Below are 17432 nucleotides of genomic sequence, written 5' to 3' on the forward strand. Positions count from 1 at the left end.
TTTCGTCGATTAAGTCATCGGAGCCATCAGTGCTGATACGTACCGTGATGGTGGCCTTGCGCCGCCCCTATACATTTGTAGTGATGGCCTTGCTCGTTTTGATTGTTGGCCCTTTAACTGCTTTGCGTACACCGACCGATATTTTTCCGGAAATTCGGATACCGGTGATTGCCGTGGCCTGGCAGTACACGGGGTTACCGCCAGACCAGATGGCAGGGCGAATCTCTACAGTTTTTCAGCGCTTGCTAACCGCGTCGGTTAACGACATCGAGCACATAGAATCCAACACGTACCCGGGCGTGGGCGTCGTTAAGATCTTTTTCCAGCCGGGTGTAGATATTGCTGTTGCAAACGCGCAGATCACGGCCGCCTCGCAAGTCGCGTTGCGGCAGATGCCTGCTGGTATCCAGCCGCCTGTGATCCTCAACTACAACGCTGCCACTGTGCCGATTCTGCAACTGGCGCTTTCGGGTGAGGGCTTATCGGAGCAGCAACTCTTCGACCTGGGTATGAACACCGTTCGGACGCCCTTGATTACCGTGCCTGGTGTAGTGATGCCTCTGCCTTATGGTGGCAAGCAACGCCAAGTTCAGATTGACGTCAACCCTGAAGCGCTGCAGGCCCGTGGACTTTCGGCTCAGGATGTTTCTGCTGCGCTGGCTGCCCACAATATCCTGGTGCCGATTGGCACACAAAAGATCGGCGAGTTGGAATATACCCTGCAGCTCAATGGTGCTCCGTCGGCGATCGACGATCTGGGGTTGCTGCCGGTCAAAGTTGTTGACGGCAGCACGATCTATCTCCGAGACGTCGCCGATGTCCATGATGGCAATGCTCCGCAGACCAATATTGTCCACGTCGACGGAAGCCGTTCGGTGTTGATGTCGGTACTCAAGAATGGATCGACATCAACGCTGGCCATCGTTGATGGGATTCGAGCACAAATCGAAGCCCTCAAGCCAGGTTGGCCCGAGGCGCTGAATGTTCAACCCATCAATGACCAGTCGCTGTTCGTGCGTGCGGCAATCAAGGGTGTAGTCCTGGAAGGCGCTATCGCTGCTGTGCTAACGAGCGTGATGATTCTGCTGTTCCTCGGTAGCTGGCGGTCGACCCTGATCATTGCGGTGTCGATCCCACTGGCGATTTTGGGTTCGTTGATCATTCTGGCTGCCTTGGGTGAAACCCTCAATCTGATGACCCTCGGCGGTTTGGCGCTAGCCATCGGCATCCTGGTGGATGACGCAACGGTGACTATCGAGAACGTCAACTGGCACTTGGAGCAGGGCAAGGACGTCGAGACCTCGATATTGGACGGGGCACGCCAGATCGTTACGCCTGCTTTCGTGTCGCTGCTTTGCATCTGTATCGCGTTTGTTCCGATGTTCTTTCTCGAAGGCGTTTCGCGGTATCTGTTCGTACCGATGGCCGAAGCAGTGATCTTTGCCATGATCTGTTCCTTCATTCTGTCCAGGACGCTGGTACCGACCATGGCCAAGTACCTGCTGCAGCCGCATCAAGTACACCATGAGCCACAGCCGGTTTCACGGAACCCGCTGATACGCTTTCAAAGGGGTTTTGAGATCCGTTTCGACCGACTACGCCAGCGATATCAGCAAGTGCTCGAAAGTGCACTGCGCCGTCGCAAAGCATTCCTCCTGGGTTTCATGACGGTCGTGACACTGTCGTTCGGGTTGGTACCTTTTATTGGTAGCAACTTCTTCCCGACGGTGGATTCCGGACAAGTGCTGATGCATGTGCGGGTACCTGTGGGCACTCGCGTAGAGGAGACCGCCTCACGCTTCGCGCAGATAGAGGAGGCGATACGTAGCATCATCCCGGCCGATGAGATCACCACCTTGGTAGACAACATCGGCCTGCCACCGAGCAACATCAACCTGACCTACAACAATACTGGGGTCATGGGCTCCCAGGATGGCGATTTCCAGATCGCGTTGCGCACTGGCCATCAGCCCACGGCTGACTATGTGAAGAAGTTGCGTGAGGTTTTGCCTGAACGATTCCCGGACAGTACCTTTTCATTTCCTCCAGCGGACATCGTCAGTCAGATCCTCAACTTCGGTGCCCCTGCGCCTATCGACATTCAGATTCGGGGCAACAACGTAGAAGCGAACTTCGCCTATGCGCAGCAGTTGCTCAAGCGAATCCGCACTGTGCCGGGATTGGCCGATGCTCGCATCCTGCAATCGAACAAAGCGCCGGTATTCAATGTCGACCTGGATCGCACCCAGGCCCAGTTGCTGAACCTAACCACTCGCGATGTCACCAACAGCCTGGTCGTCAACCTGGCGGGGAGCAGCCAGGTAGCACCCACCTACTGGCTCAATCCCGTTAACGGGGTGAGCTATCCGATCGTGCTACAGACGCCACAGCCCAAACTGGATTCGTTAGCTGCCCTGGCCAACCTGCCTGTCGGCAACGGTAGTACCGTGAACGTCACGACGCTCGGGGCGGTAGCGGACTTTGAGCGAACGACCGGCAGCGGCATGGTCAGCCAGTACAACGTGCAACCGATGGTGCAAATCCATGCGGCTACCCAAGACCGTGACCTTGGCGCCGTCGCCAAGGACATCCGGCAGATCATTGCGCAAATGACCAATGAGGTACCACGCGGCAGCACGGTTAACCTGATGGGGCAGGTGCAGACCATGGAGCGCGCGTTTTCCGGTCTGCTGTACGGCCTGCTCGGCGCCGTTGTGCTGATCTACCTGTTGATCGTCGTCAATTTTCAATCCTGGGTTGACCCGGCGGTGATCGTTTCCGGATTGTCCGCTGCTCTTGCGGGAATCGTCTGGATGCTCTTTGCCACCGGTACCACCTTGTCTGTGCCTGCGTTGACCGGGGCGATCATGTGCATGGGCGTGGCTACTGCCAACAGCGTGCTGGTGATCAGTTTCGCTCGCGAACGCCTGCAGGAGCTGGGTGATGCGACCGCAGCAGCGCTGGAAGCCGGCATCGCACGCTTACGACCAGTGCTTATGACCGCGTTGGCAATGATCCTCGGCATGCTGCCCATGGCATTGGGCATGGGCGAGGGGGGGGAGCAGAACGCCCCACTGGGCCGCGCAGTGATCGGCGGTCTGCTGTTCGCAACCGTCGCGACTTTGTTATTTGTTCCAGTGCTTTTCAGCCTGGCTCACCGCAACGATTTCCGTACTGAACCCAAGCAGCACCTTGTTTCTGGAGCAATCTGATATGCCTGTGAAAGCCCTCGCGAACTTCAGCACATCCGGCCGCTTTCTGTTCATCCTCGGGGCGGTAGCGACTGCCGGCGTGATTATCATCGTTGGGATTGTTAGCCGCCACTCGCAAGCTGGCCAGTTGGAACAGATTGCGGAGCGTAAACGGATCGCTACGGTCGCACTGGTCATGCCCAGCCTTGTGACGCCAGCTTCCCTGCAGCTTCCTGGGCGTATCGAAGCTTGGTCACGCGCGCCACTGTATGCGCGAGTCAGTGGCTACCTTAAGGGTTGGGACAAGGACATAGGGTCGCCGGTCAAGGCTGGTCAGCTTTTGGCCGAGATCGATGCCCCGGATCTAGACCAGCAATTGCGCCAGGCCCGCGCAGAGTTGGCCACGTCCCGCAGTGAAATGGCATTGGCCAGCACCACGGCCAAACGCTGGGAGCAGTTGCGTGAGAGCGAAGCCGTATCGCTTCAAGAAGTTGAGGAGCGCCTCGGCGATTTCGCCACCAAGCGATCTCAGGTCAACGAAGCTCAGGCCAATGTAGACCGGCTGCAGGCGCTGCAGCGTTACACCCGAATCGTGGCGCCATTTGATGGAGTAGTGACTGCCCGCAACACGGACGTCGGCGCATTGATAAACGTCGGTATGACAGCAGGAAGCGAATTGTTCGTCGTCTCCGATATGAGTCGGCTGCGCGTTTATGTCAGCGTCCCTCAGCGTCAACTTGCGTGGGTAAAAGTAGGTGGTCGCGCCAAGCTCAGCGTTCCCGAGCGTCCTGGAAAGACGTTCGATGCCACGGTGCAGTCGTTGGCCCAAGCGGTCGATGTGGGATCTGGGGCAATGCGCGTTCAACTCAGTGTTGAAAACGAGGGTAATGAACTGCTTCCAGGATCGTTCGCCACCGTGCAGTTTGAAGGTGTGCTTACACCCACTACGCTCAGTCTGCCACCTAGTGCACTGATCGTAAGTAAGAATGGCGTGCAGGTGGCGACGGTGGATGGAGCTGGAACAGTGCAGCTAAAGAAGGTCAGGGTGGCTCGCGACTACGGCACTTACCTTGAACTCGCCGATGGAGTTAGCCAGTCCGACCAGGTCATTGCCAATCCGCCTGACGGATTAAGTTCGGGTGACCAGGTGCGAATTGCCCAGGTAGAGGCCACTGCAGCGAAGTAGATAAATGCACTACTCCCGGTAACGCAAAGCCTCCACCAAAAGAGCAAATGCAGGGGACACCTGGCGCCTGTTTGGATAATAAAGGTGGAAGCCAGGGAACCGAGGGCTCCAATCCTCAAGCACGTGGATCAAGCGTCCCTCTGCAATGTAAGGAGCGGCAATGTCCGTGGGCACGTAACTCAGACCAAAGCCGTCTAGTGCAGCGTCCAGTAGATGATAAACGCCGTTGTACGTGATTTGCCCTGATACGCGAACCTTCAGAGTCTCGTTGTCTTTTTCGAATTCCCAGGCGTACAGACCACCATTTGTGGGTAGGCGCAGATTGTTGCATTGGTGCTGTACGAGATCACGAGGTGTCTGCGGCAGCGTGCGGGTAGCGAAATAAACGGGCGCCCCTACAACCGACATGCACAAGTCCGGGCCAATTCGAGTGGCAATCATGCCCTCGGCGACGTCTTCGCCGAGCCGGACGCCGGCATCGAAGCCTTGCGCTGCGATATCGACGAAGCTGTAGTCGCAGCAAACCTCCACTGAGATGTCGGGATACTCCGGTAAGAAATTTTTTAGCGCCGGACGTAGTACCAAGTCCAATGAATAGTCCATGGCGTTGATCCGGATCTTCCCGGTAGGGGTGTCTCGCAGATCACTGAGTAGCGCCAATTCGTACTCGATTTCCTCGAATCGTGGGCCAACCCTTTTGATCAGACGCTCGCCCGCTTCGGTGGGCGATACGCTGCGCGTGGTGCGGGTCAGCAGGCGCAGTCCCAATCGAGCTTCCAACGCCCGGACAGTATGGCTAAGGGCCGATTGCGATACGCCTAGTTTGGCTGCCGCCTTGGTGAAGCTGCGCTCCCGGGCTACCGCGAGAAAGGCAAGCAAGTCGTTAGCATTTTCCCGAAGCATTGATGAGCCCAGTTCATGAGGTTATGTGGATTCTACCTACTAATCACCTGTATCCGTAAAGGCTACATTCAAACGCTGCATCACCCACGCCAGGCTTCCCCCAATTCGAGGACATCCTATGTCTGCTGTTGGCTTTCCCGCACTCAGGGCACACAGACTGAAATATGCAACTTTGTTTCAAGTGATCGGCGTGGCGCTAATGCTTGTTGCATTCAGTGTTCGCGGTGAAGAGTTCTCATCAGTGACGGTCACCCCGGTGGGCTCTCAACCGTCCACTACAGGCCCTGCGGAATACTTCACAGGGAAGGCCCGAGTTGACTCACGGTTCCAGGGATCAAATGGTGCTCGCGTCAGCGGAGGTACCGTAACTTTTGAGCCTGGTGCTCGTACCGCATGGCACACCCATCCGTTGGGCCAGACGTTGATAGTCACTTCCGGTGTCGGCCTAGTGCAACAGGAGGGACAGGCAATTCATGTCATTCGCCCGGGCGACACGGTGTGGATTCCGCCTGGCGTCAAACACTGGCATGGCGCAACGCCCACAAATGGCATGAGTCATGTCGCAATCGCCGAGTTGCTCGAAGGCAGCGCGGTTCAATGGCTAGAGCAAGTGTCCGACGAAGACTACGCCAAGGCCTTTTGATTCACACCGCGCACCGCGTTCACCGCAGCGGCGACTGTTAAAGGTTGAACTTGATGACTGAGACTAAAGATTTGGACAAGCCCGAAGGTTCACCGGCTGCGGTGCTATCCGGCGTCACACCTTCACGACGTCACTTTCTGAAGTTTGGCGTTTCGGGAATCGCCGCAGCGACCGTGTCGACCTGGATCCCTGAAAGTGTGGTTGCTGCACAGTTGGCGCCACAAGTGATCGAAGACGAAGGCGCGCCCAAAGCGGGTGAGCAACGCATCCAACTGACGGTAAATGGGAAGTTGCACAAGCTCAACGTCCCGGCTAACGCGATATTGCTGGACGTCTTGCGCGACCGCCTGCAACTGACCGGCACCAAGAAGGGTTGCGATCACGGCCAGTGCGGCGCGTGCACCTTATTGGTCAATGGTGTCGCGATCAACTCCTGCCTTTCAATCGCCATGCAGCACGATGGAGACAGCATCACTACCATTGAAGGCTTGTCCCAGGGAGACGACCTGCACCCAGTACAGGAAGCCTTCTGGGATCACGATGCATATCAGTGCGGCTACTGCACTTCAGGCCAGATCATGAGCGCCGTGGCGCTGCTCAATGATCCAAACATCGGCAGTGACGATGCCAGCGTCAAGGAGGCCATGAGCGGCAATATCTGTCGCTGCGGTGCCTACAAGAACATTCTCGCGGCGATTCAGTCGGCACGCGGGAAGATGGGAGGGGCGGTCTGATGCGTACTTTCGACTATGCCCGCGCGCAATCGCCTGCTCAGGCCATCAGTAGCCATGCCGCACCGGGCCTGCCGTTCTATCTGGCAGGCGGTACTACGTTGCTGGATCTGGTGAAGCTTGATGTCATGCAACCCGACCGGTTGGTGGATATCAATCACCTCACTCTCAAGCAAATCGAGCCGCTTGCTGATGGCCGCGTGCGCATTGGTGCGCTGGTTAGCAATACCGAACTAGCGAGCCATCCGCTGATCCGCGATCGCTATGCCGTGTTGTCTCAGGCGATTCTGGCCGGTGCCTCTACGCAGCTGCGCAATAAGGCCAGCACCGGGGGTAATGTCATGCAGCGAGTGCGCTGCAACTACTTTCGCGACGGTGTATCGCCCTGCAACAAGCGCCAGCCTGGATCCGGCTGTGCGGCTATCGGTGGTCACAACCGCAGCGTCCACGCCGTGCTAGGTACCAGCGAGCAATGCATCGCGACTCACCCTTCGGACATGTGCGTGGCGATGGTCGCCATCGGTGCGCAGGTGACAGTGCAGGGCCCGAATGGGGAACGCGAGATACCCTTCGGCGATTTCCACATGTTGCCGGGTCAGACGCCCTGGATCGAACATGCGCTCCAGCCCCATGAGCTCATCACTCATGTGACTTTGGATGCACCGCTGGCGAATAGTCGCTCGGCCTACCTGAAACTGCGTGACCGGGACTCCTATCAATTCGCCCTGGCGTCGAGTGCCGTCATTGTTGTAATGGACGGTCAGCGCATTACTGATGCACGGATTGCCTTGGGCGGGGTGGGCACCAAGCCTTGGCGAGCCCTCGAAGCCGAGCGTGCCCTGGTCGGCCAGAAAGCCGATATTGGGCTGTTTACGCAGGTGGGGGAGCGCGCCATGCAGGGCGCCCGCGCTTACGAGCATAACGCGTTCAAGATCCCGCTCGGCCAACAGGTCGTGACTCGCAACCTTCGCGATCTGACAGCATAGGAGCGCACTCTGATGAGCCAGTCCATAATCGGCACCCCGTATAAGCGTATCGACGGCCGCCTTAAAGTCACGGGCGCAGCACGCTATGCTGCAGACCATCCCTTTCCAGACATGGCTTATGCCTACGGCGTCTACAGCACGATCGCCAATGGCCGGGTCGTGGCCATCGATGACACACGGGCACGCGCGATGCCGGGCGTGGTCGCCGTTCTGCACCACGGAAACTTCCCCGCGCTGCACCGCACACCTGATGTAGCCATGACCTTCAAGGACATTCTCAGTGCCGCCAAGGTCGACGAGCGCCGATTGCCTTTCGAGGATGACAAGGTCGCCTATCCGGGCCAGTTTGTAGCGTTAGTTGTGGCTGATACCTTCGAGCAGGCCCGAGCGGCATCGCATCAGGTCAAGGTGGAATATGCCGAAAGTCCGGCCATCACCAACCTCAAAGATGCACTGCGGCAAAAGGGTGCGCGCGAGGGAGGGCGCGGGCACAGCCGAGGCGATCCGGATGCAGCCTGGCAGACGGCGGCCACGCGGCTGGATCAGACCTATACCACTCCGGTGGAAACCCACAGCCCGATGGAGATGCACGCCACTACGGCGTATTGGCGCGACGGCAAGCTGTATGTCTACGAGGGCACGCAGGGAGTCGTCAATCACCGCAACGTGCTGGGCAATGTCTTCGACCTGCCTCCAGACCGCGTTGAAGTACATGCACCCTTCATCGGTTCCGGATTTGGCAGCAAACTGTGGCCGTGGCCTCACTCGATAGCAGCCTGCGCCGCCGCCAAGGTCGTGAAGCGTCCGGTGCAATTGATGCTGCCCCGGGCGCAGATGTTTACAACCGCAGGGCATCGTCCTGAAACCTTGCAGCGCATTCGCCTTGCCACTGATGGGGACGGCAAGTTGGTGTCGATTCGGCATGAGTCATTCAATAGCACCTCGACCACCGATGCCTACACCGAAGCATGCGGCGGCGTCACACGTAGCCTTTATTCTTGTCCGAACGTGCTGGTGAATCACAAAAACAGTCCGCTTAATCGAGGCACTCCCACATCAATGCGTGCACCTGGTGCCGCACCTGGCCTGTTTGCTCTGGAGTCGGCGATCGACGAATTGGCGCTGCTGCGTGGTGTTGATCCGCTGGTGTTTCGCAGGCTGAATCTGGCCACGCGAGACGAAAGCCTCAACCTGGAATGGTCGAGTAATCATCTCCCCGAAGCGGTTGATACCGCCGCCGAACGATTTGGCTGGCACGCACGGAACGCAGCGGTCGGTTCAATGCGTGACGGTGATGAGGTCATTGGCTATGGCATGGGCGCCTGCAACTGGGAAGCCTTCCAGGTTCCCACCGACGCCCGCGTGATCATCCGCTCGGATGGCAGCGCCCTGGTGCAATGCGGTCAGCAGGATATCGGCACCGGCACCTATACAGTGGTGGCGCAGACCGTCGCTCAACTGACTGGCCTGCCGTTCGAGCGTATTGAGGTTGAACTGGGCAGCTCCACGTTTCCGCCGGGCGCGTTGGCGGGTGGTTCGTGGGCCACTGCAAGTATCTTGCCGGCCATCGCAGGCGCCACCCGCGCTGCGCTCGCAAAGTTGCGGCAGTACGCTGTCATGGACGGTGGGCTACTGGTGGGTGGTGAGCCAGATAGCTTGACGGTGGAGGGTGGTCAATTAGTTAAGGATGGCCAGCGTGCAAGTTTCGCCGATGTACTTCGTCACAAGCGATTGGGCCGAGCCGAGGGGCACTTCCAGAGCGGCGCCAAGGGCGGAGACTTTTCGTATCGTTCCTTCGGCGCGCACTTTGTCGAGGTGCGTTGGGATCCAGGCATTTCGCGCCTGCGCGTAGCACGGGTAGTCAGTGCCATCGATGTGGGCAAGGTGGTTAACCCGCTGGCGGCGCGAAATCAGGTGGAAGGAGCGATCATCATGGGCGTGGGGATGGCGCTGTTCGAAGCGTCGGAGAATGACCCCAGCAGCGGTTTGCCGGTCAACAACAATTATGCCGAATACGTGGTGCCCGTGCATGGAGACTTGCCCGACATCGATGTGACTTTGCTCGACTATCCGGATTACAACCTCAGTGAGTTCGGTGCCCGAGGGATCGGGGAAATCGGCGTTACCGGCCTGGCAGCAGCGGTTGCCAATGCTGTCTACCACGCAACTGGAAAACGCATTCGCAGCTTACCCATCACCAAGGAAAAGCTAATGACTATTTGAGGATCGATGCCATGAAACAGCTTGATCTTCAGGTCATTCAGCAGGCCCGAGCCTGGATCGCACAGGGCCAGCCTGTATGGCTTTGCACTGTCCTTGCCACCTTCGGCTCGGCGCCGCGCGGCCCTGGGGCGATGTTGGTGTGTCTGAGTTCTGGCGAGCATCGGGGCTCACTGTCTGGCGGGTGTGTCGAGGATGATTTTCTTGAGCGGGTCGCTAGTCAATTCTTCAGGCCGGTGAACCAAGTGGTTCGCTATGGCGAGGGAGGTCTGGCACCCAACTTGGCGTTGCCATGCGGTGGCGTTCTAGACGTGCTTGTGGAATATCTGGCTCCGACCAGCGATACCGACGCGCATCTTGCGGCCGTTGAGGCGGCTTTCGCTGGATCGGGCTTGATTACTCGTCAAGTGCTGCTGGGCACCGAGCACCGTCGCATCGACCCTGGCAGCATGGATGTAGCGAGAGTCGAAGTCGGCGTGGAACAGGTGGCAATTCGTATTGGCGCGGTGCAGCGTTTGCTGCTGGCCGGGCTTTCACCCGTCGCGGAGTTCTGCGCCAGCTTTGCCATTGCATTGGGCTATGAGGTGATTCTGTGCGAGCCACGGGAAGAACTGATTGCCGGCTTCACACTGTCGGGGGTTGAAGTACATGAGGTGCTGCCGGCGGTCTACATCGCCAATGGCGGATGCCATGCGTCAACAGCCGTGGTAGCTCTGACGCATGATCCGCGCCTGGACGACCTCACACTGCTTGAAGCGGTACGTACTCAGGCGTTCTACATTGGCGCGATGGGTTCGCAGCGCACAAGCAGTAAGCGTTTTGAACGCCTGGCGCGGATTGGTGGGCTCGATGACGCGAGCCTGCAAAGGATCCATGCACCCATCGGCCTGCGCTTGGGCAGCAAGACCCCTGCAGAAATCGCCATGGCGGTGATGGCCGATATCCTGCGGGTGTCCAACGGTATACAGCGTCACGCGCTCTAGCTTTGAGTATCAGACTTGCTTGCGTGAAGCGAATACGTCCTTGAGCACCGGCACCGCCGACATCGCCTTCGGCCAGCCAACGTAGAACGCCAAATGCGTCACCACCTCGGCGGCTTGGGCTTGGCTCAGGCCGTTGTCCATGGCTCGGTTGAGGTGGAACGGGAGCTGTGCCGCTTGGCCCTGGGCAATAAGAGCGGCGACAGTGACCAGGCTGCGGTCTCGGGCGTTGAGATTGCTTTGCCGCCAAAGGTCACCGAACAACACGTCATTGGTGTATCGAGCCAGCTCCGGCGCAACGCCTCCAACACCAGCCTCGACTGCGGCACGGCGTTTTACTTCACTCTCTGGATCAAGTGTCAGGGGAGCGCCCACTGGTGGCGAAATCTGATCGGCTGGAATATGTCGCTCGCTGAATATCTGCTTGGCGACGCCGGCTGCAGACATCGCGTTCGGCCAGCCAGAGTAGAACGCCAAGTGGGTAATCAATGCGCTGATCTCACTTGGCTTGAGGCCATTGTCGAGCCCCAGTTTGATGTGCCCTGTGAGTTGCGGGATCTGGCCGCTGGCGATCAGGGCAGACAAGGTAATCAGGCTGCGATCTCGCGGTAACAGCTCTGCACGTTTCCACACTTCGCCGAACAGCAGCTCGGTGGTGTATTTGTATAGCTGCGGGGTGACTTCCAGTAGGTCGGGTGACGGCTTCGGATCGGGACGCGGCTGAGCTTGATCAGCGTCCACGGCGGTGGCGAAGAGGAGGGTGGCGAAGGTCGTAGCGGTGAGCAGTTTCATCGAGCGTTCCTATTGGAGTGTCGAAATGCTCGCGGGCCTGGATCCGTTGCCCGCGAACCTGAGGGTACGGCTGGCGATCAGGTTGGCGCAGGCGCTGGCAACGAACCCATATCGATGACAAAGCGATAGCGCACGTCGGCGCGCTCCATCCGGTCAAAGGCTTCGTTGATCTGATCCATACGGATCATTTCGCACTCAGGCAGGATGTTCTTCTCGGCGCACAGGTCGAGCATTTCCTGGGTTTCTTGAATGCCGCCGATGGGCGAGCCAGCAATGCGGCGCCGGCCGAGTATCATCGGCACGGTGTTCTGCTCTTCCATCGGCCCGACTTGGCCAACCATCACCAGGGTCGCATCGACATCGAGCAGCGATACATAACCATCGAGCTGATGCTTGACTGGCACCGTATCGATGATCAGATCGAAACTTGAAGCCGCAGCGACCATGGCAGCGCTGTCGCTCGATGGCAGAAGGCGTGTGGCACCCAAGGCCAGGGCATCGGCTTCCTTGTCCCGCGTGCGGCTGATAACCGTCACCTCGGCCCCCATTCCCACTGCCAGCTTGACGGCCATATGGCCCAGGCCGCCGAGACCGATTACGCCAACACGGCTGCCGGGAACGACGTTCCAGGTACGCAACGGGGAGTAAGTGGTGATACCCGCACACAGCAGCGGGGCGACCTTTGACAGGTCAAGACTTTCAGGGACGCGCAGCACAAATTCTTCACGCACCACCAGGTGCTTGGAGTAACCGCCGAAGGTGTTCTCACCGCTCAAACGATCCTTGCCGTTGTAGGTGTTGGTATTCCCCTCGCGGCACAGTTGTTCTTCGCCTTTGCGGCACTGGTCACAGGTCATGCACGCGTCAACCATGCAGCCGACCGCTACGGCGTCACCGATCTTGTAGCGGCTTACTTCGTTTCCGATGGCAGTGACGCGGCCAACAATCTCGTGTCCTGGCATCGCGGGGTAGACCGTCCAGCCCCAATCGTTACGCGCGGTATGGAGGTCGGAGTGGCAGACGCCGCAGTAGAGCACTTCCATGGCGACGTCGTTAGGGCGCAGCTCCCGGCGATCGAACCGCAGGGGTGCGAGAGGGCTTTGTGGGGTTTGTGCCGCGTAACCGATGGTCTTCATTGCATACCTCGAACATTTGAAACGAATGAATAGACAACCCATGGTAGGCAACCAGGATCCATTGATTAAGAGGCATAACCTGCATGGCGTCATGAGTTCAGCTCATCAATGGACGTTGATCTGAGATATGCTCAACAACGATCACTATATGAATGAGGTTCATGAATGGCGCGCGAAGGATACGGCGACCTTTTGGCATTTGTGGCTGTCGCGCGGGAACGCAGCTTCACACGCGCAGCCGCTCAGCTCGGCGTTTCGCAGTCGGCTCTGAGTCATACCATCCGCGCGCTGGAAGCACGACTTGGCGTGCGTTTGCTGACGCGAACCACCAGAAGTGTGGCGCCTACTGAAGCCGGAGAGCAGCTGTTCAATAAGCTGGCCCCGCGCTTCGACGAGATCGAGGCCGACCTTGCCGAAGTGGTCGAGCTGCGGGATTCGCCTCGCGGCACGCTTCGTATCTCGGCCACGGACTATGCCGCCAACGCGGTGCTGTGGCCGCGACTGGCGGATTTCATGCCGCGCTATCCAGATATCAAGATTGAAATCATGACCGACTACGGGCTGACCGATATCGTTGCAGAGCGTTATGACATTGGCGTGCGCCTGGGGAACCAGGTTGCCCAGGACATGATTGCCGTTCGAATCGGCCCCGACTTACGCATGGCGATGGTCGCCTCGCCGGCGTATCTGAAAGTGCATTCAGCGCCGCAGTTACCGGAAGATCTGGCAGCTCACAACTGCATCAACCTAAGGCTCCCCACTCATGGGGGTTGCTACCCATGGGAGCTGGCTAACGGTGACCGCGAGTTACAGCTTCGGGTGCAGGGGCAACTGACCTTCAATGGCACATACCCGATGCTCGCGGCTGCGTTGGACGGGTGCGGTGTGGCTTATCTGCCTGAGGATCTGGTTAAAGAGTACGTTGCAGCCGGCCGCCTTTGTTGGGTGCTGGAGAAGTGGTTTCCGACCTTCCCGGGCTTGCACATCTACTACCCGAGCCGGCGGCAGTCTTCACGGGCACTTGCTCTTGTAGTGGATGCACTGCGTTACAAGGCGTAAATCATTCATGAGTTAGTCTCATGGCCGTATCCCTTTTTTGCACCTTAATCACCAATACGAATGGGTCTAGGATCAATTCATCTTTCAAACGCCTTTGAGGGTTAATGATGAATTACCGTTATCTGGGCCGCAGCGCCCTGAAAGTATCGCCTTTGTGCCTGGGTGCGATGATGTTCGGCGGCGAGACCGATGAAGCTACCAGTAAGCGCATCATCGACAAGGCGGGTGCCGCAGGCATCAATTTCATCGACACAGCTGATGCTTATCACGCTGGACGTTCCGAAGAGGTGGTGGGCTGCTCCATTGCGGCTCAGCGTGACAACTGGATCGTGGCGACCAAGTTCGGTTACCCGTCGTCGGCTGACGCTGGCCCGAATCAACAAGGGCAGTCGCGCAAATGGATCATGCAGAATGTCGAGGCCAGCCTGAAACGCTTGGGTACCGACTATATCGACATCCTGTATTTCCACCGCACCTTGAGTGATGCGCCGATGGAAGAGGGCTTACGAGCGATCGAAGACCTGATTCGTCAGGGGAAGATCCGCTATTACGGGGTTTCCAATTTTCACGGTTGGAAAATCGCCGAGATGGTTCGCGTCGCTGATTCGTTGGGAATACAGCGGCCGACCGTCAGCCAACCTTTGTACAACATCGTCAATCGTATCGCCGAGGTAGAGCAATTGCCTGTCGCAGGCAATTACGGCATTGGGGTTGTCCCTTACAGCCCGCTCGCCCGTGGCGTTCTCAGCGGTAAGTACCCAGTGGATGCGCCGCCACCGGCTGACACAAGAGCAGGGCGCGGTGACAAGCGTATCCAGCAGACTGAATGGCGTCCCGAGTCTTTGAAGATCGCGCAGACCATCGCCCAGCATGCGGCTGATCGCGGCATCACTTCAGCTGCCTTTGCCATCGCTTGGGTATTGAAGAATCAGCTGATTAGCGCGGCTATTGCAGGCCCTCGTACCGAGGTGCATTGGGACAGCTATTTGGAAGCTCTGGGGCTGGAACTAGGGCCGGATGACGAAAAACTGGTCGACAGCCTGGTTGTGCCGGGCCATGCATCGACCCACGGCTTCACTGATCCGGGCTACCCGGTCGAAGGGCGTAAAGTGAGCTGAACCGATTGGGGGTAGGGCAGGCAGCGTAGTGGCTGCCTGCCCTGGTTCTAACGCTCTGTAGCTGTCTCATCACCTTGGGTTTCGATGTCCTCTTCAGGTTTCGATTTAACCACCCAGAACGCACACACCATACTGGCTACTCCGAACAATGCGATCACTGTCGCCATGGGCTTCGGGGTACCGTCTGCCAGTACGCCGACCAAGCCCGACCCGAGTATCCCCGTTCCGTACTGCAGCGCCCCAATCAATGCAGAAACTGCCCCAGCTATATGGGGAAAACTGTCCAGCGCACTGACGATCGAGTTGGCGACGATTAAGCCCGCTGCTGCGACGAACACGAACAGCGGCGCGACTAATCCCGCCAGCCCGCCAGTGCCGCTCCATGCGTCGATTACCAGCCAGAAGCTCGACAGAGCGGCAATCAGGGCTCCGAGTCGCATCAATCGATCAGTACCTACTTGCCTGACTAGCCTGGCGTTGAGTTGGTTAGCCAGCATGATCCCCACGATACCCACACCGAACAGGATCCCGTAGGTCTGCGGGGATACGTGGTAGTAATCGATGTAAGCGAAAGGCGTTCCCGCGATGTAGGCATACATTCCCCCGTAGAAGAATCCACCGGCTGAGGCATAACCTAGAACGCGGCGATCGGTCAGCAGTTTTCCGTATCGGCGAAAGGCCCCCCAGAGTGGGGCGTGATTGCGGCGTTCGAAAGGAAGGGTTTCCGGAAGCGTATACACGGCAACGAGCGTCCCGCCGCCAAACACCGCCAGCGCCCAGAAAATCAGATGCCAGGAGCCTAATTTAAGAATTATCCCGCCAATGCTCGGGCCCAGTAGCGGGGCCACGGCCATGACTGTCATCAGGGTCGACAGCATTTGCGCAGCCCGGTGCCCTTCATAAAGATCGCGGATCATTGCACGGGCTAGCACCACACTTGCGCATGCGCCCACCGCCTGTACCGCACGCCAGCCAATCATCATTGGCGCCGTCGTCGACAGGCCGCAGCCGGCGGAACCCGCGATAAACAGCAGCAACCCCAACGCGACTGGCAGCCGCCGTCCGTATCGGTCGCCGACCGGCCCCCATAATAACTGGCCTAGGCTAAAGCCGATCAGGTAGCCGGAAATCGTAAGCTCTAACTGGCCCGTGTTAGCGTGCAGCGACTTAGCCATGGCGGGCATGGCAGGCAGGTAGAGATCGGTTGAGATGGAAGCAAAGGCCATCAAGGCACTGAGGGTCGCCAGAATCCATAGGCTTTGTTTGTCGGACGGCTGAGCTGTCTCCATGTGGCGTTCTGTCGGTGGCATGGTCAGCGATACTCTTGAAATCGGGTTGAATAAAACAAGACCGCCGACGCCCATCTACGGGCGCCGGCGGTTGGCTAGGGCGGTGGAAGTTAGCGGTTAACGTTCTTCTGCAAATGAGCAGGGTAGCGATCACCCACGACCTTGATCTGCTCAAGTGCCGTAGCGATGGAAACAAGATCGGCCTTGTTCAGGAGGAGGTTGGCTGCACCGATGTTCTCTTCCAGTCGATTCAACTTGGTGGTACCTGGAATGGGTACGATCCAAGGCTTTTGCGCCAACAGCCAAGCCAAGGCAACCTGCGCTCGTGTTGCGCCTTTACCGTCGGCGATCTGACCGAGCACCTCGACCAATTTCGCATTGGCCTTGCGGTTTTCTTCGGTGAAGCGCGGAACCACATTGCGGAAGTCGTCGTCCGCGAATTTGGTGTCGGCGTCGATGGTTCCGGTCAGAAAGCCTTTGCCCAGCGGGCTGAATGGAACGAAGCCGATTCCGAGCTCTTCCAGCACCGGCAAAATTTGCTCTTCAGGCTCGCGCCACCATAACGAATACTCACTTTGTAGGGCGGCAACAGGAAGCACGGCGTGCGCGCGGCGGATTGCATCTGGCCCCGCTTCTGACATCCCGAAGTGCAGAACTTTGCCTTCCTCGACCAGTAGCTTCACGGCACCCACAACGTCTTCAATCGGCACCTGAGGATCAATGCGGTGCTGGTAGAGCAGCTCGATGCGGTCGGTTTTGAGCCGCTTCAGCGAGGCCTCGACCACCGCTTTTATGGTGTCGGGGCGACTATCGAGACCTTCACCAGGAACTCCATTTTTGAAGCCAAACTTGGTCGCGATGACGACTTGATCCCGGATCGAGGCCAATGCTTCGCCTAACAGTTCCTCGTTGGTGTAAGGCCCATAAGCCTCTGCACTGTCGAAGAAGTTGACGCCCTTGTCGAAAGCATTACGGATCAGAGAAATTGCTGCGTTACGCTCCAAGGCGGGGCCATACGCGAAGCTCAGGCCCATGCAGCCCAAGCCAATGGAGGACACTTCCAAACCGCTTTTGCCTAGCTGACGTTTCTGCATGTTTCGTCTCCTTCGCAAAGTTGTGGTTGACAGGTACACTTTAAATTCCTGTGCATAATTCAACAATTGGCGTACCGTTTCATGGGTAGTTGAGGAGAATTCAC

At 58.2% G+C, this 17432-nt stretch carries 14 protein-coding genes; 9 read left to right on the top strand and 5 right to left on the bottom strand.

The features are described 5' to 3' along the window. The first annotated feature begins 32 nt into the window (after positions 1 to 32). Positions 33 to 3212: an efflux RND transporter permease subunit gene (locus AC1RPZ_RS00860; protein ID WP_493134767.1), complete on the top strand. Its 3180-nt coding sequence runs from the start codon at positions 33 to 35 to the stop codon at positions 3210 to 3212. A gap of 1 nt (position 3213) precedes the next feature. Further along, complete coding sequence (locus AC1RPZ_RS00865) at positions 3214 to 4377, top strand: efflux RND transporter periplasmic adaptor subunit (protein WP_493133862.1); 1164 nt, start codon at positions 3214 to 3216, stop codon at positions 4375 to 4377. Positions 4378 to 4386: 9 nt separating this feature from the next. On the opposite strand, the gene AC1RPZ_RS00870 is transcribed toward AC1RPZ_RS00865, so the two are convergent. Continuing rightward, a complete protein-coding gene (locus tag AC1RPZ_RS00870; protein ID WP_493133864.1) occupies positions 4387 to 5280 on the bottom strand; it encodes a LysR family transcriptional regulator in 894 nt (297 codons plus the stop codon). A 199-nt stretch (positions 5281 to 5479) separates the two neighbouring features. Here AC1RPZ_RS00870 and AC1RPZ_RS00875 point away from each other — a divergent pair, with 199 nt between their 5' ends. The 5 genes from AC1RPZ_RS00875 to AC1RPZ_RS00895 are packed head-to-tail and all read left to right on the top strand — an operon-like array spanning position 5480 to position 10843. After that, positions 5480 to 5923 carry a (R)-mandelonitrile lyase gene (locus AC1RPZ_RS00875; protein ID WP_493134769.1) on the top strand — a complete coding sequence of 148 codons (444 nt, stop codon included), beginning with the start codon at positions 5480 to 5482 and terminating at the stop codon, positions 5921 to 5923. A 53-nt stretch (positions 5924 to 5976) separates the two neighbouring features. Then, positions 5977 to 6657 carry a (2Fe-2S)-binding protein gene (locus AC1RPZ_RS00880; RefSeq protein WP_493133866.1) on the top strand — a complete coding sequence of 227 codons (681 nt, stop codon included), beginning with the start codon at positions 5977 to 5979 and terminating at the stop codon, positions 6655 to 6657. Beyond that, positions 6657 to 7640, top strand: a complete 984-nt coding sequence (locus tag AC1RPZ_RS00885; protein WP_493133868.1) for an FAD binding domain-containing protein — start codon at positions 6657 to 6659, stop codon at positions 7638 to 7640. The genes AC1RPZ_RS00880 and AC1RPZ_RS00885 overlap by 1 nt, the downstream gene beginning before the upstream one ends. A 12-nt stretch (positions 7641 to 7652) precedes the next feature. Continuing rightward, positions 7653 to 9863: a xanthine dehydrogenase family protein molybdopterin-binding subunit gene (locus AC1RPZ_RS00890; protein WP_493133870.1), complete on the top strand. Its 2211-nt coding sequence runs from the start codon at positions 7653 to 7655 to the stop codon at positions 9861 to 9863. Between the two features lie 11 nt (positions 9864 to 9874). After that, positions 9875 to 10843: an XdhC family protein gene (locus AC1RPZ_RS00895; RefSeq protein WP_493133872.1), complete on the top strand. Its 969-nt coding sequence runs from the start codon at positions 9875 to 9877 to the stop codon at positions 10841 to 10843. Between the two features lie 9 nt (positions 10844 to 10852). Here AC1RPZ_RS00895 and AC1RPZ_RS00900 read toward each other — a convergent pair whose 3' ends face one another. Further along, positions 10853 to 11632 (bottom strand): carboxymuconolactone decarboxylase family protein, encoded by a 780-nt coding sequence (locus AC1RPZ_RS00900; RefSeq protein WP_493133874.1) that lies wholly within the window; start codon positions 11630 to 11632, stop codon positions 10853 to 10855. Positions 11633 to 11709: 77 nt separating this feature from the next. Beyond that, complete coding sequence (locus AC1RPZ_RS00905; RefSeq protein WP_493133876.1) at positions 11710 to 12768, bottom strand: NAD(P)-dependent alcohol dehydrogenase; 1059 nt, start codon at positions 12766 to 12768, stop codon at positions 11710 to 11712. A 165-nt stretch (positions 12769 to 12933) separates the two neighbouring features. Between AC1RPZ_RS00905 and AC1RPZ_RS00910 the strand changes: the two genes are divergently transcribed. Together AC1RPZ_RS00910 and AC1RPZ_RS00915 are read left to right on the top strand one after the other, a co-directional pair. Then, positions 12934 to 13827 carry a LysR family transcriptional regulator gene (locus AC1RPZ_RS00910; RefSeq protein ID WP_493133878.1) on the top strand — a complete coding sequence of 298 codons (894 nt, stop codon included), beginning with the start codon at positions 12934 to 12936 and terminating at the stop codon, positions 13825 to 13827. Between the two features lie 107 nt (positions 13828 to 13934). Beyond that, positions 13935 to 14945, top strand: a complete 1011-nt coding sequence (locus AC1RPZ_RS00915; protein ID WP_493134771.1) for an aldo/keto reductase — start codon at positions 13935 to 13937, stop codon at positions 14943 to 14945. Between the two features lie 47 nt (positions 14946 to 14992). Here AC1RPZ_RS00915 and AC1RPZ_RS00920 read toward each other — a convergent pair whose 3' ends face one another. Then, the gene (locus tag AC1RPZ_RS00920) at positions 14993 to 16309 is read right to left on the bottom strand and encodes a Bcr/CflA family multidrug efflux MFS transporter (RefSeq protein ID WP_493133880.1); all 1317 of its coding nucleotides are present in this window, start codon (positions 16307 to 16309) and stop codon (positions 14993 to 14995) included. Positions 16310 to 16344: 35 nt separating this feature from the next. Next, entirely contained in the window at positions 16345 to 17328 is a 984-nt protein-coding gene (locus AC1RPZ_RS00925; RefSeq protein ID WP_493133882.1) for an aldo/keto reductase, read from the bottom strand. Between the last annotated feature and the right edge of the window lie 104 nt (positions 17329 to 17432).

The organism is Pseudomonas sp. GW822-FHT02D10 (assembly GCF_058802345.1).